This window comes from Mycobacterium appelbergii (assembly GCF_032883035.1).
In the GTDB taxonomy this organism is placed as follows: domain Bacteria; phylum Actinomycetota; class Actinomycetes; order Mycobacteriales; family Mycobacteriaceae; genus Mycobacterium; species Mycobacterium appelbergii.
The window spans coordinates 188,176-210,049 of the sequence record NZ_JAMQTH010000016.1 but is presented as its reverse complement, the minus strand read 5'-3'; the positions used below and the strand labels follow the sequence as shown (position 1 = coordinate 210,049).

Here is a 21,874-nt window from a genome sequence, read left to right as displayed (position 1 = left end):
GCGCACCCCCGCCGAAGAACTCGACCGACTACTCTCAGACCCGTCCACATTCGTTGCAGCCACCGCTTGAATCCAAGGAGCCGATTTTGTCCCTCAGCGCAATCTCGGGGCTGGCGGCCACCAGCCCGCGGTCAGAGCGGGCGCCGCCCCACCGTCTGTCCGGTAGCGACTTTCAGGGCGATCCGGGCGAGGCGCGCCATACCCATGTAGGTCATCGGGTTGAGCAGCGTCGGCCATTTGGTGCGTACCAGGTGATCGCTCAGCGGTCGGCCGGCGAACCGGTCGGTCAGCCAGCGCAACGCCATCGGGGCCGACAGCGGATGCAGCAGCAGGTGCTCGCTGAACATGTCCCGGTGATAGGTGACATCTGCACCGCCGCCGGAATAGGCATCCGCCAGTTCGTCGATATCGTCGACCGAGATGATCTCGTCGTGAACCGCCTGGACGATCAGGACCGGCGGGGCCGGGGTGGCCACCCCGAGCTTGATGTCGTGGAACACGTGCTTGACTTCGGGGCCGTCGAGGATTTCCTGCAGTGGCAGGTCCACCAGATCGTCCATGTCGGTTCGGGCCATCTTCAGCACGGCCGCCACGGTGGTCATGCCGTGCAACCGGTCCAGCAGTTTCTTGCCTTCGACGGTGGCGTGTTCGGCGATGACGCGGTTCAGCTCCGGATAGATGTCGGCCAGTGCGGCGACCACGAGCGCGGGAAGGCCGGAGAAGATGGTTCCGTTGAGCTTTTGGAAGGTGTGTCCGAGGTCGCCCACCGGGGAGCCCAGGACAGCGCCGACGATTTTGAGCTCGGGGGCGTAGGAACCGCTCATCTCCGCGGCCCAGGCGCTGGCCAGCCCACCACCGGAGTAGCCCCACAATCCCATGGGTGCTGACGGCGACAGTGACAGCTGTTCGGAATTCACTGCGGCGCGCAGACCGTCGAGGACGTGATAGCCGGGCTCATAGGGTGCGCCCCACATGCCGTTGAGGCCTTCGTGATCGGGCACAGAGACGGCCCAGCCTTCCGCAATGGCCGCGCTGATCAGCAGAAGCTCGAGTTGGGCCAGTGATCCGATGGCCATGGCGTGGCGACGCAGCGCGTAGGACGGGAAGCAGCGCCCGGCTATCGCGTCGATCGCGCATTGGTAGGAGACGATCGGGCAATCGGGCTTGGCGTCCGTGGGCACGATCACGGTGGTAGCGGCCGCGACGGGTTCGCCGTGGCGGTCAGTGGAGCGGTAGAGCAACTGGGTGGCCTGCAGGCGCTGCGGGATCAGGCCGAGAAACGCCAGCTCGACGTCCCGGCTGCGCAGCACCGTGCCCGGCTCGGCGTGGTGGAATCCGGGCGGGGGCAGGTAGAAGGGATCCTCGCTGGGCAGCTTGGGGCGGGCCGCGCGGTCGAGTTCCTGGTGCAGCGCCCGGCCGATCCATTCCGCACCGGTTGTGGCGGCGGCGCTGCTTGAAGTCATCCGGGCATTGTTCCTTAAGGACGGTCTAAGAATCCAGTCGACTCACCCGGGAGGACGTAACGCGGCGAATTCGTCGGTGACGCGGTAGTTGGCTTCCGCGAACCGGTACTGGGCGGCCGGACGCCCGCCGCTGCGGCCCGAGCGGGCAGTGGTGCCGGTGCGGGTGATGACGTTGCGGCGTTCCAGCACGCGCTGCAGGTTGGTCGCATCGACCTGGTATCCCAGCGCCGCGCTGTAGACATCGCGCAATGTTGACACGACGAATTCTCTTGGCGCCAAAGCGAATCCGATGTTTGTGTAGGAGAGCTTGGCGGCCAGCCGCAGGCGTGCGTGCTCGACCATGGGGGCATGGTCGAATGCCATTGCCGGTAGGTCGTTGACGGGATGCCAGTGGGTGTCCGGGGGTAGTGCCGGGGTGGCGGGAGCGGGAACCAGACCCAAGAACGTCGACGCGATCGTGCGCACGCCGGGCACCCGAACCGGGTCGGAGAACACCGCGAGCTGTTCGAGGTGGGCCAGTTCACGCAGATCGACCTTCTCGGCGAGTTGGCGCTGCACGGAGCTTTTCAGATCTTCGTCGTCGCGCAGTCGTCCACCGGGTAGTGACCACTTGCCCCGCTCGGGGTCGAGCGCACGTTGCCATAACAGCACGTTGAGGCCCGGTTGGCGGGTGTCGAGGTCGCGAACCTGGAACACGACGGCGAGCACTTCGTGCGCGGTGTTACCATATTGCATGTTTTCGATTATAAGTCGAAAACCTGACTCTGGTGAGGAGACCGCCGTGACATTGCTCAACGGTATGCCCACGGGGGACTTGGCGGACCGAATCGTCGATGGGCCGGGCGGCTACTCCGGCGTGGTCGGTGACGAGCAGTGGGCCGCCGAGGTCCGCCGCCTGGTCGAACAGCGTGGAGCCACACTGCTCGCGCACAATTACCAACTGCCGGCCATCCAGGACGTCGCCGATCACGTCGGTGACTCGCTGGCGTTGTCACGTATCGCGGCAGAAGCCCCGGAGGACACCATCGTGTTCTGTGGTGTGCACTTCATGGCCGAGACCGCCAAGATCCTCAGCCCCGACAAAACGGTCCTGATACCCGACCGGCGGGCCGGATGTTCGCTGGCCGACTCGATCACCGCAGGAGACCTGCAGGCGTGGAAGGACGAGTACCCCGGGGCCGTTGTCGTCTCCTACGTCAACACGACCGCTGCGGTGAAAGCGCTCACTGACGTCTGCTGCACCTCGTCCAATGCCGTCGAGGTCGTCGCCTCGATACCCGAGGATCGCGAAGTGCTGTTCTGCCCCGACCAGTTCCTCGGCGCGCATGTGCGACGGGTCACCGGCCGCAAGAATCTTCACGTCTGGGCAGGCGAATGTCATGTGCACGCCGGGATCAACGGCGATGAGCTGGCCGATCAGGCCCGTTCGCATCCCGACGCCGAGCTGTTTGTGCATCCGGAATGCGGGTGTGCCACCTCGGCGCTGTACCTCGCCGGTGAAGGCGCTGTTCCCGAAGAGCGGGTGAAGATTCTGTCCACCGGCGGCATGCTCGACGCCGCACGCCAGACCCACGCCAGCCAGGTCCTGGTCGCCACCGAGGTGGGTATGCTGCACCAGCTGCGCAGGGCCGCACCCGAAGTCGAATTCCTTGCGGTCAATGACCGCGCCTCGTGCGCGTTCATGAAGATGATCACGCCAGCCGCATTGCTGCGCTGCCTCACCGAGGGTGCCGACGAAGTGCACGTCGATGCCGAAACCGCCCGGCTGGGCCGCGCCAGCGTGCAACGGATGATTGCGATCGGTCAGCCCGGCGGCGGGGAATGATCGCCTGCGGCGGATCCGCGCTGTGGCAGCAGCGGGCAGACGTCGTCGTCATCGGCACCGGGGTTGCCGGTCTGGTGGCGGCGCTGGCCGCGCAACGCCGTGGCCTCCGGGTCGTCGTATTGAGCAAGGCCCGCGAGACCGCGACCTTCTACGCCCAGGGTGGCATCGCCGTCGTGCTGCCCGACGGCGACGATTCGGTCGAGGCGCACGTCGCTGACACGCTGCTGGCAGGTGGCGGCCTGTGCGATGCCGGTGCGGTGCGCTCCATCGTGGCCGACGGCTATCGCGCCGTACGGGATTTGGTGGCGGCCGGTGCGCGGTTCGACGAAACCGCGGCCGGGCACTGGGCACTGACCCGCGAAGGCGGGCATACGCGGCGCCGCATCATCCACGCAGGCGGCGACGCCACCGGAGCCGAAGTTCAACGCCGCCTCGATTTCGCCGCCGCGAACCTCGACATCCGGCGAGACCACGTCGCGCTGCGGATCCTGCACGACGGTGCGGCGGTCACCGGCGTTCTACTTCGAAACACCGACGGCGCCGGCATGATCCATGCACCGTCGGTCATTCTGGCCACCGGCGGACTCGGCCATCTCTACAGGGCGACCACCAACCCGGACGGCGCGACCGGTGACGGCACCGCCCTGGCGCTGTGGGCGGGTACCGCGGTCAGCGACGTCGAGTTCATCCAGTTCCATCCCACCATGCTCTTCGACGGCAACCACGGTGGGCGTCGGCCGCTGATCACCGAAGCGTTGCGCGGCGAGGGGGCAGTTCTCGTTGATTCGCAGGGGAATTCACTGACCGAGGGCGTGCATCCCATGGGGGATCTGGCCCCGCGTGACGTGGTGGCTGCTGCCATCCACGCCCGGCTGACCGAAACTGGAGACCCGTGCGTCTACCTGGACGCACGCCACATCGCCGACTTCGGCGAACGGTTCCCGACTGTTGCGGCGTCGTGCGCAGCCGCCGGGATCAACCCGACCCGCCAGCGGATCCCGGTGGTGCCGGGTGCGCACTACAGCTGTGGGGGCGTGGTGACCGATGTCCACGGTCGCACCGAACTTCCGGGCCTGTTCGCCGCAGGCGAGGTCGCCAGGACCGGTATGCACGGGGCAAATCGGCTCGCCTCCAACAGCTTGTTGGAGGGGCTGGTGGTGGGCGGTCGAGCGGGCGCGGCCGCAGCCGAGCACGTGGCGCAGGCAGGGACGGTGCGTGCCAACGCGCCGGAGCGCCTCGAGCACGAGGTGGTCGACCGTGGCGCCCTGCAACGCGCCATGTCCATGCACGCCTCGGTGGTCCGCGACGCCGTAGGTCTGCACGACCTCGCCGATATTCTCGGCTCGGCGAGGACCGTAGAACCGCGCACCCGCAAGAGATTTGAAGACGCGAGCTTGACCGTGACGGCGCGTGCGGTGGCCGCCGCGGCGCAGGCCCGTACCGAATGCCGCGGGTGCCATCACCGCGGTGACCATCCTGAAACCGATCCCGCGCTGGGACATTCGCTGACTGTGCGCAGCGATACCGGCCGGATCCTCGTCGAGACCCCAACGGCGGTGTGCTGATGAAAATGTCCATGACTGAGCTCGACGAGGCCAGGGCCACGATTGCCCGAGCGCTCGAGGAGGACCTGCGGTACGGACCCGACGTGACCACACTGGCCACCGTCTCGGCCGACGCGACCACGACAGCGTCGGTGGTGAACCGCGAACCGGGCGTGATCGCGGGCATCGAGATCGCGCTTCTCGTGCTCGACGAGGTCATCGGCACAGGCGGTTACCGGGTTGTCCACCGGATCGACGACGGTGCCCGATTGGATGCGCACTCCACGGTGCTCACCGTGGAAGCGCCGACGCAGCAGCTGCTGACCGCCGAGCGCACCATGCTCAACCTGGTGTCGCATCTGTCGGGCATCGCCACCACAACTGCGGCCTGGGTCGACGCGGTGGCCGGCACCGACACCAAGATCCGTGATACCCGCAAGACGCTGCCCGGCCTACGGGCGCTGCAGAAGTACGCGGTGCGCGTCGGCGGGGGTGCCAATCATCGGATGGGTCTGGGCGACGCGGCGCTGATCAAGGACAACCACGTCGCCGCGGCCGGGTCAGTGCTCGCTGCCCTCAAGGCCGTGCGCGCCGAGGCCCCCGATCTGCCCTGCGAGGTCGAGGTGGATTCCCTCGAACAGCTCGACGATGTACTTTCGGCCGACGTCGAGTTGGTGCTGCTGGACAACTTCCCGGTCTGGCAGACCCAGATGGCGGTGCAGCGCAGGGATTCCCGCTCACCCAAGACGCTGCTCGAGTCCTCAGGTGGGCTGACGTTGGACAGCGCCGCCGAATACGCGGGGACCGGCGTCGACTATCTGGCGATCGGTGCGCTCACGCATTCGGTGCGGGTGCTCGACATCGGTTTGGATACCTAGGACTTCATCGCAGCGCCGCCATCCGGTGCGCGGAGGACTGAACATTCCTGCTGCGAATCTGGCGCAGCCGGACCACAATTCCGGCGCCCGCCAGCAGCGAGAACACGCCCAGTTGCCACCAATCGGCGGCATTGCCACCGTCGGTGTCCAAAAAGTGGTTGATCGCATGCAGTGTGTTGGCTACCAGGAAACCAGTCAACACGACAGCGATCACATCGCGCCACCACAGCGCGAACACCATCGTCATGCCGATGCCGATCTGGAAAACTCCGGCGTCGTGCAGGAAATGCACGTGGTTGGGCCAGTTGGCCCACCGCGCAAAGGATGCCGGATCGATGCGCATCCACACTCCGGTGATCAGCATGCTCAGTGCCGCCACCACGACGACCACTTGCACGAACCGCATCTGGCCCGATACACGGCTACTCGACATCGCCCCGTCTCCTTCCGTGAGATGGCCCGGCCCAAACAGCCGGGCTACTCAACAGACGCATCCGCACCCCCACGTGTGACATCGACACCCGGTCGGGTGACTGACGTCACACATCGCAGTGGTAGTCACATACGTCACGCGGCGCGATCGGCTACCGTCACCACCAAAGCCGCCCGCGCCTGCCGTATTTTCAGCAAAGATTGTGAACCGCAACCGGGCGATTATTGCGGTACAGAACGGTGCAGCATGCGACGGACCGCGGTAGGCGTATGCCCGGTGTGCTGCCGCAAGGTCCGGCTGAAATGGGCTTGGTCAGCGAAGCCCAGCTCAGCGGCGAGGTCCGCCAGCCCGCGTTCGCCGCGCTCCAATTGGTCGAGAGCCCGACCAATTCGGATCCGGTTGCGATACCGCGTCACCGAAACGCCCAGCTCTCTCGTGAAGGCACGGCTCAACCGGTACGGGGATGCACCGAGCAGGCTTGCCAACGGGAACAGTCCACATGCCGATGGATGGCCATCGTGCAGCGCGGCGCGGGCCATCGCGACCAATCGGCGGTCCGCGGGCGACGGTGCATCATCCATCGGTGTCGGCCGATCGCCTGACCCACGCAAGGCGAGGACCGCCAACTGCAGGACATCCTCGGCGAGCCGGTAGTCGGGATCGTGGTGGCCGGCAGCCAGCAGGCGCCGGTGCGCCAACTCCAGTTCCGCGTCCACATAGACCGCCGAGCGCCGCACGCGGCCGGGTTCGCCCACCAACTGCCACCAGCTCTGGGCGCTGAGTTGCACCGACGTACACCGATCGCCGCCGTGAGGGTGGGCGAAGTGCTCGGATTCGCCTGGCGCGGCGACGTAACCGACGGTCGGGTCGAGATCCAGTGGGCCGTCGAATCCACGACGCTGAAAACGTCCGGCGCGGACGAGCACCAGCCGCGCATCCACTGGGCTTTCCGGCTCCGACCAAGCGGCCTGATCTCCCCGGCAGGTCCATTGAGAAATGCGGAAGTCAGGACGGATGGCGAGGGTCACCGCGGTCAACACGACTGGAACGCTAACCGGCGGGTACGACAGCGACCGCAAAGATGTTCAAGACCGCACCGCGTCCTGGCACGAGACTGGCTGCATGGCATCGATAAACATCGAGTTCGAGATTGAGGTGGACGCCGCACAGGTCTGGCGCGTGATCGGTGACTGGGTCGACGGTCCGGTGCTGATGGCGCCGGGGCATGTGGTGTCGTCCCAGGCCGCCGGCGACGATCGTGTCGTCACCTTCGCTGACGGCTTCGTCGCCCGCGAACGCCTGATCACCAGGGACGACGAGGCTCGCCGAATCGCCTACTCGTTGATCGGTGACACGTTCCGACCCGACCACGACAACGCAGTCATGCATGTCGTGCCGGACGGACCCGGGCGCTGCCGGTTCATCTGGTCACGTGACGTGCTGCCGGACGAGGCGGCGCCGTCCCTTCGCACCGCGATGCAGAGCGCGATCCCGATCATCACGCGCACGCTGGAATCCGGCTAGGTAGGCGGATCAGACCGTCGCCCCACGGCGCACCAGGGACAACACCACCGCCGCGGTGGCGAACAGTCCCGAGAACACGCGATTGAGCACGGTCTGCTGGCGGCGGGTGTGCAGCCATTGCAACAACCGGGTGGCAAGACCGGTGTAGAGCCCCATCACCACGGTGTCGACGATCATCATCGTGACGCCGATCGCCAGGTACTGCGGCAGCAGGGGCGCCGTGGGCACCACGAACTGTGGCAGCACGGCCAGGAAGAACACCAGGCCTTTCGGATTGGTGGCGTTGACCAGAAATCCGCGGGCCAACAGCACCCGCTTGCCGCCCCCTGCGACGTTGTCCACCTGCTCGCGCAAGTCGAATGTCGCGGCTCGCCACTGCCGGATGGCCAGATAGACGAGGTATGCCACACCGATCCACTTGATGATGTTGAACGCCAGGAGTGACCTGGAAATCGCGGCTCCCACGCCGAGCGCGACCAGCGCCAGTTGCAGCATCAGCCCGACCTGGAGGCCGAGAATGCTCCAGTAGCCCCGTCGCAGGCCGTGGGCCAGTCCGGTCGACATCGATTGGATGGCCCCTGCGCCGGGGGACACGCTGATCGCGATCGCCGCACCGAAAAACGCCAGCCAGACCTGCCAGGACATACGTGCAGTCTGACAGCGGCGTCAAACGATTTCGGCGACGAAGACTCCGCTCTTGCGGGCGACAATCCGGATCATCCAGGGCAACGACGGGTCGTCGGTACCCGCGGGCAATACCCGCGGGTTGGTCACGTGTACGGCACCCCGGAATAGATGCACGTCGGCTTCGCCCGCGGCCAGGACGTTCTTGACCCAGTTGGTCTTCCCGTGGAGCAGTCCCACGGCCAGCACGTTGCCTTTGCGGAAGCTGTTGACGACGGTCTCGTAGGGTGTGCCGGACGTGCGGCCGCGGTGTTTGATCACGGTGAATCCAGGCAGACGCGTCAACAGCGGCTTCAGCGCCGGGTTGACGTATTTGATCTGGAACCGCTCCAAGGCGGGGGGAAACAGCATCGGCACGCCTGGGGCGTTGTTGGGATGGTCTTTTGCCGACATGTAGGGCTCCATTCGCAGGTTTGCGCTCACCGCACCGCGGACCGCGTGACGGCCCTGGCCCGGCGGATTTTATTCAGCTCGACTGATCAGGGACAATAGCGGTGATGGCCGAGTTTCAGATGTCCCGGATCGATTTCCGTAACCGTGTGCAGAACGCGGCGCAGCTTCGCGCTGCGCTGCCGCGCGGTGGCGTCGACGTGGATGCCGTGGTACCCAAGGTCCGCCCGATCGTCGACGCGGTAGCCGAACGGGGCGCGGTCGCAGCCCTTGACTACGGAGAATCGTTCGACGGCGTCCGCCCGGCGACCGTGCGGGTGCCGGCCGCGGCCTTGGGGCAGGCACTCACCGAACTCGCCCCGGATGTGCGTGCCGCCCTGCAGGTGTCCATCGACCGGGCTCGCGCCGTACACGCCGATCAGCGTCGCACCGACACCACGACGACGCTGGCGCCCGGAGCCACCGTGACCGAACGATGGGTACCCGTCGAACGCGTCGGCCTTTATGTCCCGGGCGGCAACGCGGTCTATCCGTCGAGCGTGGTGATGAACGTGGTGCCCGCGCAGACTGCCGGCGTGGACTCGCTGGTGATCGCGAGCCCGCCACAGGCACAGTTCGGGGGACTGCCGCACCCGACGATCCTGGCTGCCGCCGCGCTGCTGGGTGTCGACGAGGTGTGGGCCGTCGGTGGTGCACAGTCGGTCGCGTTGCTCGCCTACGGTGGCACCGATACCGACGGCAGCGAGCTTTCGCCGGTCGACATGATCACCGGCCCCGGCAACATCTACGTCACGGCCGCCAAGCGGATCTGCCGTTCTCAGGTGGGAATCGACGCCGAAGCCGGTCCCACGGAGATAGCGATCCTTGCCGACCACACCGCCGACCCGGTGCACGTCGCGGCGGACCTCATCAGTCAGGCCGAGCACGACGAGATGGCCGCCAGCGTGCTGGTCACCGACAGCGTCGCATTGGCCGATGCGACCGACCGCGAGCTCACCGAACAGCTGGCCACCACGGTGCACGTGGAACGAGTGACGGCGGCGCTGACCGGTAAGCAGTCGGCGATCGTGCTCGTCGACGACTTGGCGGCGGGGGTGCGGGTCGTCAACGCCTACGCCGCCGAGCACCTCGAGATCCAGACCGCCGATGCCGCTGGTGTCGCCGACCGGATCCGTTCAGCGGGAGCCATTTTCGTCGGTGCGTGGTCTCCGGTCAGTCTCGGTGACTACTGCGCCGGATCCAACCACGTGCTGCCCACGGCGGGCTGTGCGCGGCATTCCAGCGGGTTGTCGGTGCAGACCTTCTTGCGCGGCATCCACGTGGTGGAGTACGACGAGGCGGCGCTGAAAGACGTTTCAGGTCATGTGATCACGCTGTCCAAGGCGGAGAATCTGCCCGCACACGGTGAGGCGGTGCGACGGCGGTTCGGCGGGCCGGAGCGCAGCGACACGGGGACGGGGCTCGAGCGGTGAGCAGGGCGCGCGATGTGACACTGGCCGACCTGCCGCTGCGGGAGAACCTGCGCGGGAAGTCGCCCTACGGCGCACCTCAGTTGCAGGTTCCGGTGCGGCTGAACACCAACGAGAACCCGCACCCGCCGACTCAGGCGCTTGTCGACGACGTGGCGGCATCGGTCCGGGAGGCGGCCGCCGAGCTGCACCGCTACCCCGATCGCGATGCGGTGGCGCTCCGCACCGATCTGGCGACCTATCTGAGCGCGGCGACCGGCGTCGACCTCGGGGTGGACAACCTGTGGGCCGCAAACGGTTCCAACGAGATCCTGCAGCAGCTGCTGCAGGCGTTCGGTGGTCCCGGGCGCAGTGCGATCGGATTCGTGCCGTCGTACTCGATGCACCCGATCATCTCGGACGGCACCCAGACCGAATGGCTGCAGGCAGCCAGGGCCGACGATTTCAGCCTTGCCGTTGACGTAGCGGTCGCGGCCATCAAGGACCGTCGTCCGGACGTGGTGTTCGTGGCGAGCCCGAACAACCCGTCCGGGCAGAGCATCCCGCTCGACGATCTGCGGCGGCTGCTCGACGCGATGCCGGGCGGGATGCTGATCGTCGATGAGGCGTACGGCGAATTCTCTTCGCAGCCCAGCGCCGTCGCATTGCTCGAGGAGTATCCCGCCAAACTTGTGGTCACCCGCACCATGAGCAAGGCTTTTGCGTTCGCCGGCGGCCGGCTCGGCTATCTGGCCGCCGCACCGGCAGTGATCGACGCACTGCTGCTCGTACGGTTGCCCTACCACTTGTCGGTGCTGACCCAGGCCTCGGCACGGGCGGCGTTGCGGCATGCCGACGACACGCTTGCCAGTGTCGCGAAATTGGCTGCCGAGCGTGACCGCGTCACCACCGAACTGACCCGGCTGGGCTTCCGGGTGATCCCCAGCGATGCCAACTTCGTGTTGTTCGGTGAGTTCGCCGATGCGCCCGCGACATGGCAGCGCTACCTTGATGCCGGGATCCTCATCCGTGATGTCGGGATCCCCGGCTATCTGCGGGCCACCACCGGTCTGGCCGGGGAGAACGATGCGCTGCTGGCCGCGAGCGCCGATCTGGCCGGATCTGAACTTCAGTCATCCACCAACAGCCCGGTAGGAGCATCGTGACGCGTCGCGCGAAGGTCGAACGCAAGACCAAGGAATCCGACATCGTCGTCGAACTCGATCTTGACGGCACCGGTGTCGTCGACATCGACACCGGGGTGCCGTTTTTCGATCACATGCTGACGTCGCTGGGTAGTCATGCCAGTTTCGATCTGACCGTGCACGCCAAGGGCGACATCGAAATAGAAGGCCACCACACCGTCGAGGACACCGCGATCGTGCTCGGTCAGGCGCTGGGGGAGGCCCTCGGTGACAAGAAGGGCATCCGGCGGTTCGGTGATGCGTTCATCCCGATGGACGAGACCCTCGCGCACGCCGCTGTCGACGTGTCCGGGCGGCCCTACTTCGTGCACACCGGTGAACCGGAATTCATGGTGGAGTTCACGATCGCAGGCTCGTCTGCGCCGTACCACACCGTGATCAACCGGCACGTGTTCGAATCACTGGCCTTCAACGCCCGCATCGCCCTGCATGTGCGGACGCTTTACGGGCGCGATCCGCACCACATCACCGAGGCGCAGTACAAGGCGGTGGCCCGCGCACTGCGCCAGGCCGTCGAGTACGACCCCCGTGTCACCGGCGTGCCGTCTACCAAAGGCACTCTGTGATCAAGAAAGTTGTTGTACTGGACTACGGTTCGGGGAACCTCCGGTCGGCTCAGCGTGCACTGCAGCGTGTCGGCGCCGATGTCGAGGTGACCGCCGATCCGGCGGCGGCCGCCGCTGCCGACGGTCTGGTGGTGCCCGGAGTCGGGGCATTCGAAGCCTGTATGACCGGATTGCGGGCGATCGGCGGGGAGAAGATCATCGCCGACCGGTTGGCAGGCGGGCGGCCTGTTTTGGGCGTGTGCGTCGGCATGCAGATCCTGTTCGCCCGCGGTGTGGAGTTCGGCGTGGAATCCGTCGGCTGCGGCCAGTGGCCCGGCTCGGTGGTGCGGCTCGACGCCCCGGTGATTCCGCACATGGGCTGGAACGTCGTCGACGCGGCGGCGGGCAGCACTCTGTTCAAGGGGCTGTACGCGGCAACCCGCTTCTACTTCGTGCATTCCTATGCCGCCCAGGAATGGTCCGGCCGGCCGGAGGCGCTGATCACCTGGGCGACACATCATGTGCCGTTCATCGCCGCCGTCGAGGACGGGGCGTTGGCGGCGACACAATTTCATCCGGAAAAGAGCGGCGACGCCGGTGCGGCGCTGCTCACGAATTGGGTTGAGGGGCTGTGAGTTCGAACGTGCCATTAATTCTGTTGCCCGCAGTCGACGTGGTCGAAGGTAAAGCGGTGCGCCTGGTGCAAGGCAAGGCAGGCAGCGAGACGGACTACGGCTCGGCGCTGGAGGCCGCCGAAGCCTGGCAGCGTGACGGTGCCGAGTGGATCCACCTGGTGGACCTCGACGCCGCATTCGGTCGCGGCACCAACCGGGAACTGCTGGCCGAGGTGGTCGGCAAGCTCGATGTCGCCGTCGAATTGTCCGGTGGTATCCGGGATGGCGAATCTTTGACGGCTGCGCTGGCCACCGGTTGCAAGCGGGTGAACATCGGGACCGCGGCGCTGGAGAATCCGCAGTGGTGTGCCCAGGCCATCGCCGAGTACGGCGACAAGGTCGCCGTCGGCCTCGACGTCCAGATCGTCGATGGGCAGCACCGGCTGCGCGGCCGCGGGTGGGAGACCGACGGCGGTGACCTGTGGGAGGTGCTCGAACGTCTCGACCGCGAAGGCTGCTCCCGCTTCGTGGTCACCGACGTCACCAAGGACGGCACCCTCACCGGGCCGAACCTCGAAATGCTCGGCGCGGTCGCCGAACGTACCGATGCGCCGGTGATCGCCTCCGGTGGCGTGTCCAGCTTGGACGATCTGCGGGCCATCGCGACGCTGACCGGCCACGGCGTGGAGGGTGCGATTGTCGGAAAGGCGCTCTACGCAGGACGATTCACGTTGCCAGAGGCGCTGTCTGCGGTCAACGGATGAGCCTCTGATGGCGCCGGAGGTGAGTGACCCGTCGCAATTGGCGGCGCTGGTGGCAGCGGCGGCCGAGATCCTCGACGCCGCGGCGGTGCCGTTCGTCGCCGGACACCGGGCCGACTCTGCGGTGCAAAAGCAGGGCAATGACTTTGCCACCGAGGTCGATCTCGCGATCGAGCGGCAGGTGGTGCGCGCGCTGACCGAGGCCACCGGAATCGGCGTGCACGGTGAAGAATTCGGCGGAGAGCCGATCGACTCGCCGCTGGTATGGGTCCTCGACCCGATCGACGGCACCTTCAACTACGCCGCGGGATCGCCGATGGCGGCCATTCTGCTGGGATTGCTGCGAGACGGTGAGCCGGTGGCGGGCCTGACCTGGTTGCCGTTCACCGGCCAGCGGTACACCGCATTGCTCGGAGAACCGCTCCGGGACAACGGAGTAGCTCAGCCGCCGCTCGGATCGCCGACGCTGGCGGACTCCATCGTCGGTATCCAGACTTTCAACATCGATTCCCGCGGACGCTTCCCGGGTCGTTACCGCTTGGCCGTGCTGGCCAACCTGAGTCGTGAGTGCTCCCGGATCCGGATGCACGGCGCCACCGGTGTCGATCTGGCCTACGTCGGTGCCGGGGTCCTGGGCGCAGCCATCAGTTTCGGCCACCATATCTGGGACCACGCTGCCGGGGTTGCGTTGGTGCGGGCGGCCGGCGGCATCGTCACCGACCTGGCCGGCGAGCCGTGGACGGCTACCTCGAAGTCCGCGTTGGCGGCCGCACCCGGTGCGCACGAACGCATGTTGGACATCGTGAGATCGGTTGGCGACCCGAAGGACTATTTGTGAGCACCAGCAGTGATGTCGCGACCAGACTGATTCCGTGCCTGGACGTCGACGACGGCCGGGTGGTCAAAGGGGTCAACTTCGAGAACCTGCGCGACGCCGGTGATCCCGTCGAGCTCGCCGCCGCCTACGACCGCGAAGGGGCCGACGAGCTGACCTTCCTGGATGTCACGGCATCCTCATCGGGCCGGTCCACCATGCTCGAAGTCGTCAAACGCACCGCCGAACAGGTCTTCATCCCGCTGACGGTCGGCGGTGGGGTCCGCTCGGTCGACGATGTGGACGTGCTGCTGCGCGCCGGCGCGGACAAGGTGTCGGTGAACACCGCGGCCATCGCACGGCCGGAACTGCTCGCCGAGTTGGCCAGGCAGTTCGGCTCCCAATGCATCGTGCTCAGCGTGGACGCCCGCACCGTGCCCGCCGGTGACCCTCCCACCCCCTCAGGCTGGGAGGTGACCACCCACGGCGGCCGCCGCGGCACGGGCATCGACGCCATCGAGTGGGCCGCGCGCGGTGCGGAGCTCGGCGTCGGTGAGATCCTGCTGAACTCAATGGATCGTGACGGCACCAAGGCCGGCTTCGACCTGGCCATGCTGCGCGCCGTGCGGGCCGCGGTGACGGTGCCGGTGATCGCCAGCGGTGGAGCCGGGGCGGTGGAACATTTTGCGCCCGCTGTTGTTGCAGGGGCTGACGCCGTGCTGGCGGCCAGCGTGTTCCACTTCCGGCAGCTGACCATCGGCGAGGTGAAGGCCGCGATGGCGGCAGAAGGGATCACGGTGCGCTGATGGGACTCGACCCTGCGATCGCGGCTCGGCTCAAGCGCAACGCCGACGGTCTGTTCACTGCCGTCACCCAGGAGCGCGGCACGGGCGACGTGCTGATGGTCGCCTGGATGGACGACGCCGCACTGGCACGCACCCTGGAAACCCGTGAGGCCACCTATTTTTCGCGCTCCCGCGGTGAGCAGTGGGTCAAGGGCGCCACCTCGGGGCACACCCAGAAGGTGCACTCGGTGCGGTTGGACTGTGATGGTGACGTGGTGTTGCTGGAGGTCGATCAGGTCGGTGGCGCCTGCCACACCGGGGATCACACGTGCTTCGATGCCGATGTGCTGCTGCCACCGGAGGCGTAGCGGCCGGTCCCGGTGACGATCGGAGCGGGCTGACCGCGTTGCGGTGCGCCGGGTTGTCGGTGGGTTCGATAACAATGACGGGATGACCGACACCGCTGCCGCCCGTAAAGCGCGCGGTGCATACTTCACACCGGCCGAAATCACCGACTACCTGGCACAATGGGCCGTGCGGTCACCCGATGACCGGGTCTTCGAACCGTCGGCCGGCGACGCGGCGTTCCTGCTCGCCGTCACCCGGCGCCTGCAGGATCTGGGCACGGCATCCCCCGAGGTGGACGGCGTCGAGATTCACCAGGCCAGCGCGGCCGCCGCCCGCCGGCGGGTGGCCGAGGCCGGCGGCAAGGCCCGTATCCGCACCGCCGATTTCTTCGACATCGAGCCGCAGCCGGGGTACACGGCGGTGATCGGCAATCCGCCTTATATCCGCTACCAGGATTTTCGGGGTCAGGCTCGTGCGCAGTCGCGGCGGGCTGCGCTCCTGGCCGGTGTCACGCTGTCGGGGCTGGCGTCGAGTTGGGCGGCGTTCGCCGTGCACTCCGCGCTGTTCCTGCGGCCCGGTGGTCGGCTGGCCCTCGTGCTGCCCGCTGAGCTGCTGAGTGTCAATTACGCGGCCGCGGTGCGCAAGTTCATCTTCGACCGCTTCGCCAATGTCGAGTTGGTGATGTTCGATGAGCAGGTCTTCCCGGAGGCCGAGGCCGACGTGGTGCTGTTGTTGGCCGACGGATTCGGCGAAGGGCCGTCCGGGCATGCCGTCATCCATCGGGCGCGCAATGCCGCATCGTTGACCTCCGAACTCGCACAGCGCCGTTGGTCACCGCGCGATCCCGCAGACAAATGGGTCAGTGGTCTGATCGGCAACGTGCCGGTCGATGCCGTGCATGCACTGCACGCCGAGGGTGCGTTCACCCACCTGGAGCAGTGGGGCGACACCACGCTGGGCATGGTGACCGGAAACAACGGTTTCTTCGCACTGTCCTCCGAGCGGGTAGGTGAGTTGGGCCTGCGGCAGGCCGACCTGCTTCCGTTGTCTCCCCCCGGGAGTGCTCATCTGCGTGGGTTGACGTTGTCGGCAGGGCAGCTCAGACAATTGGGCGCGGACGGCAGATCGATCCACCTCTTCCGGCCCACGGGCAGACTCTCGGTCGCCGCACAGCGGTACGTCGATGCCGGACATGCCGCCGGGGTACATCTGGCGTACAAATGCCGGGTCCGCAGTCCTTGGTACGCGGTGCCGTTGGTGCCGCCCGCTGACTTGTTGCTGACCTGTATGAACGCCGACACCCCGCGGCTCATCACCAACCGGGTCAGGGCGCACCACCTCAACTCGGTGCACGGTGTCTATCTGCGTGACACCCTGGCCACCCTGGGGCGTGACCTGCTGCCGCTGGCGGCACTGAATTCGGTGACCGTGCTGCACGCCGAGATGGTCGGCCGGTCCTATGGCGGCGGCATCCTCAAGATCGAGCCGCGTGAGGCTGACCGGTGGTTTGTACCGTCGCCCGACCTGATCACCGCCCGCGCCGGCCCGCTTCGGGAAGCGCGGCGCCGCGTCGCGTCCCTGTTGGGCCGTGGGGAACTGCTCGAGGCTGTCGGCACTGTTGACGAGGCGCTGGGCCTGGATTCGCGAAGCAGCCTGGAATCGCTTCGTGCAGCGCGCGATTCGCTGGCCGGCCGGCGGGCGGTAAGGTCGCGGCGTGCCCGCTGAACCCTCGACGAAAGCCACCGCGTGGGCCATTTTCGACCGGATCGTCGCTGACGCCGCACCGGCGGGGGTGCACACCAATCCGTGGGTCCGTGCCAACGGGGAGCTGACCTATGTCCCCGACTTCCGGGTGCTGCGCAGGCTGCTGGGTGTCCCACTTCACCTCGACGCCCCGTCCACCACCGGCGTTCCGGCACTGGCACTCGATGTGTGGTTGTCCTATGAGCTGCGCCGGGCGGGTCTGGATCCTGACGCGGTCTGGCCGCGCCCGACCGATCCCCGGATCATGCCCAGCGCCATCTCCAACCTGCTCGACGGTCTGCCGCAAAAGGAACGGCAGCTCATCGAGCACCGGTTGCGCAGATCGATGAAAGGCGTTGCGGGGTCCAGCGCCAGCGTGCTCGGCAAGCACTATATGAAGCAGGTCGACGTGGTGATGTCGGACTGGGATACCGGACCCGAGCTGCTCATCAGCACCAAGCGCATGGATTCGAGCTTCGGCAAGAACGCGGCCAACCGCGTCGAGGAGAGCTACGGCGACGCCAAGAATCTGCGGCTGCGTCACCCCTTGGCCGCGCTCGGGTTCGTCTACGGCCTGCGTTCGACGATTCTGACCAGCGAGCCCGACAAGGCCGAATGGTTGATCGATCTGCTGGGCAAGCTCGGCACCGAGGACGACGCCTATCACGCCGTCGCGTTGATCATGATCGACTATGACGTTGAGGTGAGCACCGAGGAGAACGAGGTAGACAGCATCGAGAAGGCTGAGCCCGACACTCTTTTCGAGATCGTCGATGTCGCCACCGCAGCCGTCGACGAGGCGTTGGCCACGTTGCCCGATATCGCGATCCGGCACGACACCGTCCCGCCGGGGTTGCAGCCGTCGAAATTTCTGGCGACCATGGTGTCCCGTGTCATCGACACCGCGCCGGTGACCCGGCACCGGGAGGCGCGCCGTCGCCGCAACGCCGCGCCTGAGCGCTGACCGTTCGCCGAAATCCACGCAATGGTGGCAGAACCTCAGTGAGAACGACCATTTCGTTGCTCTGAAGACATATGGTCAGGCGATCCGCGAGCTCGCCTTGGCGCGTGCGGTCCACCGGCCGTTCTCGTGACCGACGCTCACCGGGTGGTTGAACGCGGCCGTCACGTTGTCGGTGGTCACCGTGTCGTAGGCCGGCCCGATGGCCACCGTCCGTCCCTCGCCGATCAGCAACGCATGGGTGGTGGTGGTCGGCAGTTCTTCCAGATGATGGGTCACCAGGATCGACGCCATATCGGGATGCGTGTCATCCAAGGTGTCCAGGGTTTCCAGCAGTTGTTCGCGCGCTGCCACATCCAGGCCGGTGGTGGGTTCATCGAGCAACAGCAGCCGTGGGTCGGCGATGAGCGCCCGCGCGATGAGTGTGCGGCCCCGTTCGCCCTGTGACAACGTCGGCCAGAGCGAGTCGACCCGTGCCGACAGTCCCACCGTGTCGATCAGCGCCTCGGCCCGCTGCAGCTCGTCGGCAGTGGGCGTCCAGCGCGCCGCCGTGTCGATGGTGGCGGTGATTCCGGTCAGCACCACGTCGCGCACCGTGAGGGGATACTGCAGCCGGTGGCGAGGGTTGACGTGTCCGATCGAGCGTCGCAGGACCGACAGATCGGTGCGGCCCATCTGACCGCCCAGCACCCGCACCGTGCCCGAGGTGGGAAACGTCACAGCCGCACAGAAACCCAGCAGGGTGCTCTTCCCGGCGCCGTTGGGTCCAAGCAACGCCCAGTGTTCGCCGTCGCGGACGGTCAGTGAGATGCCGTCGATGATCTGCTTTCCGTCACGTCGAAATGTGACTTCGGTCAGCTCGAGAACCGTGTTCAAGAAAAGGACTCCTTCAGTGCGCTCAGATGGGTTCTGCTGGATGCGGCCGCCGCAGCGGGGTCGCGGGCGATGATCGCCTCGGCCAGTTGCTGATGCAGGGCGTGGTCGCACGGCTCCGATGCGATCGGTCGAATTTTGAGCATGTCGATCATCGCCAGCCGGAGCCGGGGGAGAAACGCATCGAACAACTGCGTCAGGACGTCGTTGTGCGCCGCCGAGATTACCGCGCGGTGAAACGCCATATCGGCGTCCACGTGGTCTGGCACCGACTGGCCCAGCACGCCGCGGGCGGCCAGGGTGCGACGGATGGTGCGCAGATCGGCGGGGGTGCGCCGGGTGGCGGCCAGCGCGGCACCTTCGGCCTCGATCGCTATACGCGCCTCGATCACCGCGGCGATCGTCGACCGCCGCAGCACGTCGTCCCAGTCCTCGGCCACGTCCAAGGCGGTGACGAACACACCGGCGCCCTGACGGCTGTCCAGCACGCCCTTGCCTGCGAGTTCGCGGATCGCTTCGCGCAGGGTGGACCGCCCGACCCCGAGCTGTGCGGCCAGCGTGGTCTCGCCGGGGAGCCGGTGGCCGAGCGGCCACTCGCCGTCGCGAATACGGGCCAGCAGCAGTTGCGCGGCCTGCGCGGCCAGTGGTAGCCGCTGCACCTGGGAAACCATAAAAATCTCTCTACTTGTCTGAGGAGTTGTGTAGAGTCTAGCCATCATGTCGCATGTGCTTCTCCTTAGCCGCCTCGGCAGGGCCTGAACGACCGGCCCCCTGCCGTGGGGCCTCCGTGCGCCGGTCGAATTCCCCCGAACCGATCAGAAGGCGCAGCACATGAGCACCACTGCATTTCCCACCATCGATACACCCGTCGGCGACGTCGCAGGCCCGGGGTGGAACCGGCAGCGGCATTCCCAGATGCCCTGGAACCGTTACGTCGACATCTACGACCGGGTGGAAGTTCTACTCGATCAACGTGATTGGCCACGGGCGCGAATCACCGCCGCGCCACTATGGGTACCGGTCGACCTGCGGGACGGCAACCAGGCGCTGGCCGAACCCATGGACCCGGACCGTAAACGGCGATTCTTCGAACTGCTGATCGCCATGGGTTACAAGGAGATTGAGGTCGGCTACCCGTCTGCGTCGCAGACCGACTTCGATTTCGTCCGGCTGCTCGCCGCCACCGATATTGCCCCGCCCGATGTCACGATCGTGGTGTTCACCCCGGCCCGGCGTGACCTCATCGAACGCACCGTGGAGTCGGTTCGCGGTATCCGCAACGAGGTGGTCATCCACATGTACGCCGCCACCGCGCCGATGTGGCGAAATGTGGTGCTGGGCAAGGATCGGGCCCAATTGCGGGACCTGATCCTGGACGGTGGCCGCGACGTCCTCGAGTTCGCCGGCGACCTGCCCGGCATCCGGTTCGAATTCTCCCCGGAGGTATTCAACCTCACGGAACCCGACTACGTGCTGGAGCTGTGTGATGCGATGACCGAGTTGTGGCAGGCCGGCCCGGCGCGCCCGGTGATTCTCAATCTGCCGGCCACCGTCGAGGTGGCAACGCCGAACGTGTACGCCGACCAGATCGAGTACATGCACCGCAACCTGACGCGGCGCGACAGCGTCATCCTGTCGGTGCACCCGCACAACGACCGGGGTACTGGTATCGCGTGTGCCGAACTCGCGGTACTGGCCGGGGCGCAGCGCGTCGAGGGGTGCGTGTTCGGGAACGGCGAACGCACCGGCAACGTCGACATCGCCACCCTGGCATTGAATCTCTTCGCGCAAGGGGTCGACCCGATGATCGACTTCTCCGACATCGACGAGATCGCCCGCACCGTCGCGCACTGCACCCGCATGCCGATCCACGAACGACACCCGTATGTCGGGGATCTGGTGCACACCGCGTTCTCCGGCACCCACCAGGACGCCATCAAGAAGGGGCTGGCCGAACATCGTGCACGCGCCGCTGACACGGGCCGTCCAGAACGCGAGATCGACTGGCGGGTCCCGTATCTGCCGATCGATCCGACCGACATCGGACGTACCTACGATGCGGTGATCCGGGTCAACTCGCAGTCCGGGAAGGGTGGCATCGCCTATCTGCTGCTCACCGAGTACGGCCTGGACCTGCCCAGGCGGTTGCAGATCGACTTCGCCCGGCACGTGCAGACCCACACGGACGTGACCGGAGCCGAGATCACCGCCGCCGAGCTGTTCGACCTGTTCGAGACCACCTACTGCGATTCGGCCGGCTCGGTGGAATTGAAGGACTGGCATACCGGTGGTCAGGGAGCCGATGCCGTCACCGAGTTGACCGTCGTCGTCGCGGGGCGCACGGTGACCAGCGTCCATCGCGGCATCGGTCCGGTAGACGCCCTGACCCGGGCACTGGCCGGGATCGATCGACCGGTCGAGGTGCTGAGCCTGACCCAGCACTCGATCGGCAGTACCGCAGTCAGCTACCTGGAGTACCGCCGCGGCGGCGAGGCAGGGTGGGCGTGTGGTCGCAGCGATTCGGTGCTGGCCGCCTCGATGGCGGCGGTGATGCGCGCGGTCAACGCGCCTTGAGCGCCTTGAGCGTCGTCAGGGCCTTGTCGGCGTGGGTGTCCATGCTCACCTCGCTGGAGATTACGTCGAGCACTCGGCGGTCGGTGTCGATCACGAACGTGGTCCGCTTGACGGGCATGAGTTTGCCGAGCAGGCCGCGCTTGACGCCGAAATGGCTGGCGACTTTCCCGTCGGCATCGGACAGCAACGGGTAGTCGAACCGCTGGATGTCGGCGAACTTCGCCTGCTTGGCGACGGGGTCGGTGCTGATGCCGACGCGGGTCGCGCCGAGGGCGGCGAACTCGCCGGCCAGATCCCGGAAGTGGCACGCCTCTTTGGTGCAGCCGGGCGTCATCGCGGCCGGGTAGAAGAACAGCACCACCGGGCCGTCGGCGAGCAAACTCGTCAGGCTGTGTGCGGTGCCTGTCTGATCCGGCAGTTCGAACTCGGCAACGGTGTCACCCGTTTTGATAGGTGTCATGG

Annotated in this window: 24 protein-coding genes; 15 read left to right on the top strand and 9 right to left on the bottom strand. The window is 66.7% G+C overall.

Annotated elements, in window-relative coordinates; all coding sequences use genetic code 11:
• Positions 1 to 131: 131 nt before the first annotated feature.
• Together M1247_RS30580 and M1247_RS30575 are read right to left on the bottom strand one after the other, a co-directional pair.
• Positions 132 to 1,463: a lipase family protein gene (locus tag M1247_RS30580; RefSeq protein ID WP_317160167.1), complete on the bottom strand. Its 1,332-nt coding sequence runs from the start codon at positions 1,461 to 1,463 to the stop codon at positions 132 to 134.
• Positions 1,464 to 1,505: 42 nt separating this feature from the next.
• Positions 1,506 to 2,171, bottom strand: coding sequence for an NUDIX hydrolase (locus tag M1247_RS30575; protein WP_458695268.1), 666 nt, complete (start codon positions 2,169 to 2,171; stop codon positions 1,506 to 1,508).
• A 73-nt stretch (positions 2,172 to 2,244) separates the two neighbouring features.
• Here M1247_RS30575 and nadA point away from each other — a divergent pair, with 73 nt between their 5' ends.
• From nadA to nadC, 3 genes are read left to right on the top strand one after another with little or no spacing between them, the layout of a single operon-like run.
• The gene (nadA, locus tag M1247_RS30570) at positions 2,245 to 3,288 is read left to right on the top strand and encodes a quinolinate synthase NadA (RefSeq protein ID WP_410506967.1); all 1,044 of its coding nucleotides are present in this window, start codon (positions 2,245 to 2,247) and stop codon (positions 3,286 to 3,288) included.
• Complete coding sequence (locus M1247_RS30565) at positions 3,285 to 4,853, top strand: L-aspartate oxidase (protein ID WP_317160165.1); 1,569 nt, start codon at positions 3,285 to 3,287, stop codon at positions 4,851 to 4,853. The genes nadA and M1247_RS30565 overlap by 4 nt, the downstream gene beginning before the upstream one ends.
• Positions 4,853 to 5,710, top strand: a complete 858-nt coding sequence (gene nadC / locus M1247_RS30560; protein ID WP_317160164.1) for a carboxylating nicotinate-nucleotide diphosphorylase — start codon at positions 4,853 to 4,855, stop codon at positions 5,708 to 5,710. The genes M1247_RS30565 and nadC overlap by 1 nt, the downstream gene beginning before the upstream one ends.
• A gap of 4 nt (positions 5,711 to 5,714) precedes the next feature.
• Here nadC and M1247_RS30555 read toward each other — a convergent pair whose 3' ends face one another.
• Positions 5,715 to 6,143 (bottom strand): hypothetical protein, encoded by a 429-nt coding sequence (locus tag M1247_RS30555; protein ID WP_317160163.1) that lies wholly within the window; start codon positions 6,141 to 6,143, stop codon positions 5,715 to 5,717.
• A gap of 221 nt (positions 6,144 to 6,364) precedes the next feature.
• Entirely contained in the window at positions 6,365 to 7,183 is an 819-nt protein-coding gene (locus M1247_RS30550; protein WP_317160162.1) for an AraC family transcriptional regulator, read from the bottom strand.
• Positions 7,184 to 7,265: 82 nt separating this feature from the next.
• Between M1247_RS30550 and M1247_RS30545 the strand changes: the two genes are divergently transcribed.
• On the top strand, positions 7,266 to 7,667 hold the full coding sequence (locus tag M1247_RS30545; RefSeq protein ID WP_317160161.1) for an SRPBCC family protein: 402 nt from the start codon (positions 7,266 to 7,268) through the stop codon (positions 7,665 to 7,667).
• Between the two features lie 9 nt (positions 7,668 to 7,676).
• Here the strand turns inward: M1247_RS30545 and M1247_RS30540 are convergent, their stop codons facing one another.
• On the bottom strand, positions 7,677 to 8,312 hold the full coding sequence (locus M1247_RS30540) for a LysE family transporter (protein WP_317160160.1): 636 nt from the start codon (positions 8,310 to 8,312) through the stop codon (positions 7,677 to 7,679).
• A 21-nt stretch (positions 8,313 to 8,333) separates the two neighbouring features.
• Positions 8,334 to 8,744 carry a nitroreductase family deazaflavin-dependent oxidoreductase gene (locus M1247_RS30535; protein WP_317160159.1) on the bottom strand — a complete coding sequence of 137 codons (411 nt, stop codon included), beginning with the start codon at positions 8,742 to 8,744 and terminating at the stop codon, positions 8,334 to 8,336.
• Between the two features lie 104 nt (positions 8,745 to 8,848).
• Between M1247_RS30535 and hisD the strand changes: the two genes are divergently transcribed.
• The 10 genes from hisD to M1247_RS30485 all read left to right on the top strand — a co-directional run bounded on the left by hisD (position 8,849) and on the right by M1247_RS30485 (position 17,968).
• Positions 8,849 to 10,213 carry a histidinol dehydrogenase gene (gene hisD, locus M1247_RS30530; RefSeq protein ID WP_317160158.1) on the top strand — a complete coding sequence of 455 codons (1,365 nt, stop codon included), beginning with the start codon at positions 8,849 to 8,851 and terminating at the stop codon, positions 10,211 to 10,213.
• Positions 10,210 to 11,355 (top strand): histidinol-phosphate transaminase, encoded by a 1,146-nt coding sequence (locus M1247_RS30525; RefSeq protein ID WP_317160157.1) that lies wholly within the window; start codon positions 10,210 to 10,212, stop codon positions 11,353 to 11,355. Before hisD ends, M1247_RS30525 begins: the two co-directional genes overlap by 4 nt.
• Positions 11,352 to 11,960, top strand: coding sequence for an imidazoleglycerol-phosphate dehydratase HisB (hisB, locus tag M1247_RS30520; RefSeq protein ID WP_317160156.1), 609 nt, complete (start codon positions 11,352 to 11,354; stop codon positions 11,958 to 11,960). Before M1247_RS30525 ends, hisB begins: the two co-directional genes overlap by 4 nt.
• Positions 11,957 to 12,574, top strand: coding sequence for an imidazole glycerol phosphate synthase subunit HisH (gene hisH / locus M1247_RS30515; RefSeq protein WP_317160155.1), 618 nt, complete (start codon positions 11,957 to 11,959; stop codon positions 12,572 to 12,574). Before hisB ends, hisH begins: the two co-directional genes overlap by 4 nt.
• Entirely contained in the window at positions 12,571 to 13,317 is a 747-nt protein-coding gene (gene priA / locus M1247_RS30510; RefSeq protein WP_317160154.1) for a bifunctional 1-(5-phosphoribosyl)-5-((5-phosphoribosylamino)methylideneamino)imidazole-4-carboxamide isomerase/phosphoribosylanthranilate isomerase PriA, read from the top strand. The genes hisH and priA overlap by 4 nt, the downstream gene beginning before the upstream one ends.
• A gap of 7 nt (positions 13,318 to 13,324) precedes the next feature.
• Complete coding sequence (locus M1247_RS30505) at positions 13,325 to 14,152, top strand: inositol monophosphatase family protein (protein ID WP_317160153.1); 828 nt, start codon at positions 13,325 to 13,327, stop codon at positions 14,150 to 14,152.
• Entirely contained in the window at positions 14,149 to 14,934 is a 786-nt protein-coding gene (gene hisF / locus M1247_RS30500) for an imidazole glycerol phosphate synthase subunit HisF (RefSeq protein WP_317160152.1), read from the top strand. Before M1247_RS30505 ends, hisF begins: the two co-directional genes overlap by 4 nt.
• A complete protein-coding gene (hisI, locus tag M1247_RS30495) occupies positions 14,934 to 15,281 on the top strand; it encodes a phosphoribosyl-AMP cyclohydrolase (RefSeq protein ID WP_317160151.1) in 348 nt (115 codons plus the stop codon). Before hisF ends, hisI begins: the two co-directional genes overlap by 1 nt.
• Before the next feature lie 82 nt (positions 15,282 to 15,363).
• The gene (locus M1247_RS30490) at positions 15,364 to 16,986 is read left to right on the top strand and encodes an N-6 DNA methylase (RefSeq protein ID WP_317160150.1); all 1,623 of its coding nucleotides are present in this window, start codon (positions 15,364 to 15,366) and stop codon (positions 16,984 to 16,986) included.
• Entirely contained in the window at positions 16,976 to 17,968 is a 993-nt protein-coding gene (locus M1247_RS30485; protein ID WP_317160149.1) for a hypothetical protein, read from the top strand. The genes M1247_RS30490 and M1247_RS30485 overlap by 11 nt, the downstream gene beginning before the upstream one ends.
• A gap of 75 nt (positions 17,969 to 18,043) precedes the next feature.
• On the opposite strand, the gene M1247_RS30480 is transcribed toward M1247_RS30485, so the two are convergent.
• The gene (locus M1247_RS30480) at positions 18,044 to 18,841 is read right to left on the bottom strand and encodes an ABC transporter ATP-binding protein (RefSeq protein ID WP_317160148.1); all 798 of its coding nucleotides are present in this window, start codon (positions 18,839 to 18,841) and stop codon (positions 18,044 to 18,046) included.
• Positions 18,838 to 19,509, bottom strand: a complete 672-nt coding sequence (locus M1247_RS30475; protein ID WP_317160147.1) for a FadR/GntR family transcriptional regulator — start codon at positions 19,507 to 19,509, stop codon at positions 18,838 to 18,840. The genes M1247_RS30480 and M1247_RS30475 overlap by 4 nt, the downstream gene beginning before the upstream one ends.
• A 160-nt stretch (positions 19,510 to 19,669) precedes the next feature.
• Here M1247_RS30475 and M1247_RS30470 point away from each other — a divergent pair, with 160 nt between their 5' ends.
• Positions 19,670 to 21,412 (top strand): 2-isopropylmalate synthase, encoded by a 1,743-nt coding sequence (locus M1247_RS30470; protein WP_317160146.1) that lies wholly within the window; start codon positions 19,670 to 19,672, stop codon positions 21,410 to 21,412.
• Here the strand turns inward: M1247_RS30470 and M1247_RS30465 are convergent.
• Complete coding sequence (locus M1247_RS30465; protein WP_317160179.1) at positions 21,399 to 21,863, bottom strand: peroxiredoxin; 465 nt, start codon at positions 21,861 to 21,863, stop codon at positions 21,399 to 21,401. The genes M1247_RS30470 and M1247_RS30465 overlap by 14 nt on opposite strands.
• Positions 21,864 to 21,874 lie beyond the last annotated feature (11 nt).

Bases quoted from the DNA above. Each gene is read 5' to 3' on its own strand.
- M1247_RS30470 (WP_317160146.1), top strand. From the start codon at position 19,670: ATGAGCACCACTGCATTTCCCACCATCGATACACCCGTCGGCGACGTC.
- M1247_RS30540 (WP_317160160.1), bottom strand. From the start codon at position 8,312: ATGTCCTGGCAGGTCTGGCTGGCGTTTTTCGGTGCGGCGATCGCGATC.
- M1247_RS30535 (WP_317160159.1), bottom strand. From the start codon at position 8,744: ATGTCGGCAAAAGACCATCCCAACAACGCCCCAGGCGTGCCGATGCTG.
- M1247_RS30565 (WP_317160165.1), top strand. From the start codon at position 3,285: ATGATCGCCTGCGGCGGATCCGCGCTGTGGCAGCAGCGGGCAGACGTC.
- M1247_RS30505 (WP_317160153.1), top strand. From the start codon at position 13,325: ATGGCGCCGGAGGTGAGTGACCCGTCGCAATTGGCGGCGCTGGTGGCA.
- hisD (WP_317160158.1), top strand. From the start codon at position 8,849: ATGGCCGAGTTTCAGATGTCCCGGATCGATTTCCGTAACCGTGTGCAG.
- hisI (WP_317160151.1), top strand. From the start codon at position 14,934: ATGGGACTCGACCCTGCGATCGCGGCTCGGCTCAAGCGCAACGCCGAC.
- M1247_RS30490 (WP_317160150.1), top strand. From the start codon at position 15,364: ATGACCGACACCGCTGCCGCCCGTAAAGCGCGCGGTGCATACTTCACA.
- M1247_RS30555 (WP_317160163.1), bottom strand. From the start codon at position 6,143: ATGTCGAGTAGCCGTGTATCGGGCCAGATGCGGTTCGTGCAAGTGGTC.
- M1247_RS30580 (WP_317160167.1), bottom strand. From the start codon at position 1,463: ATGACTTCAAGCAGCGCCGCCGCCACAACCGGTGCGGAATGGATCGGC.
- nadC (WP_317160164.1), top strand. From the start codon at position 4,853: ATGAAAATGTCCATGACTGAGCTCGACGAGGCCAGGGCCACGATTGCC.
- M1247_RS30475 (WP_317160147.1), bottom strand. From the start codon at position 19,509: ATGGTTTCCCAGGTGCAGCGGCTACCACTGGCCGCGCAGGCCGCGCAA.
- M1247_RS30545 (WP_317160161.1), top strand. From the start codon at position 7,266: ATGGCATCGATAAACATCGAGTTCGAGATTGAGGTGGACGCCGCACAG.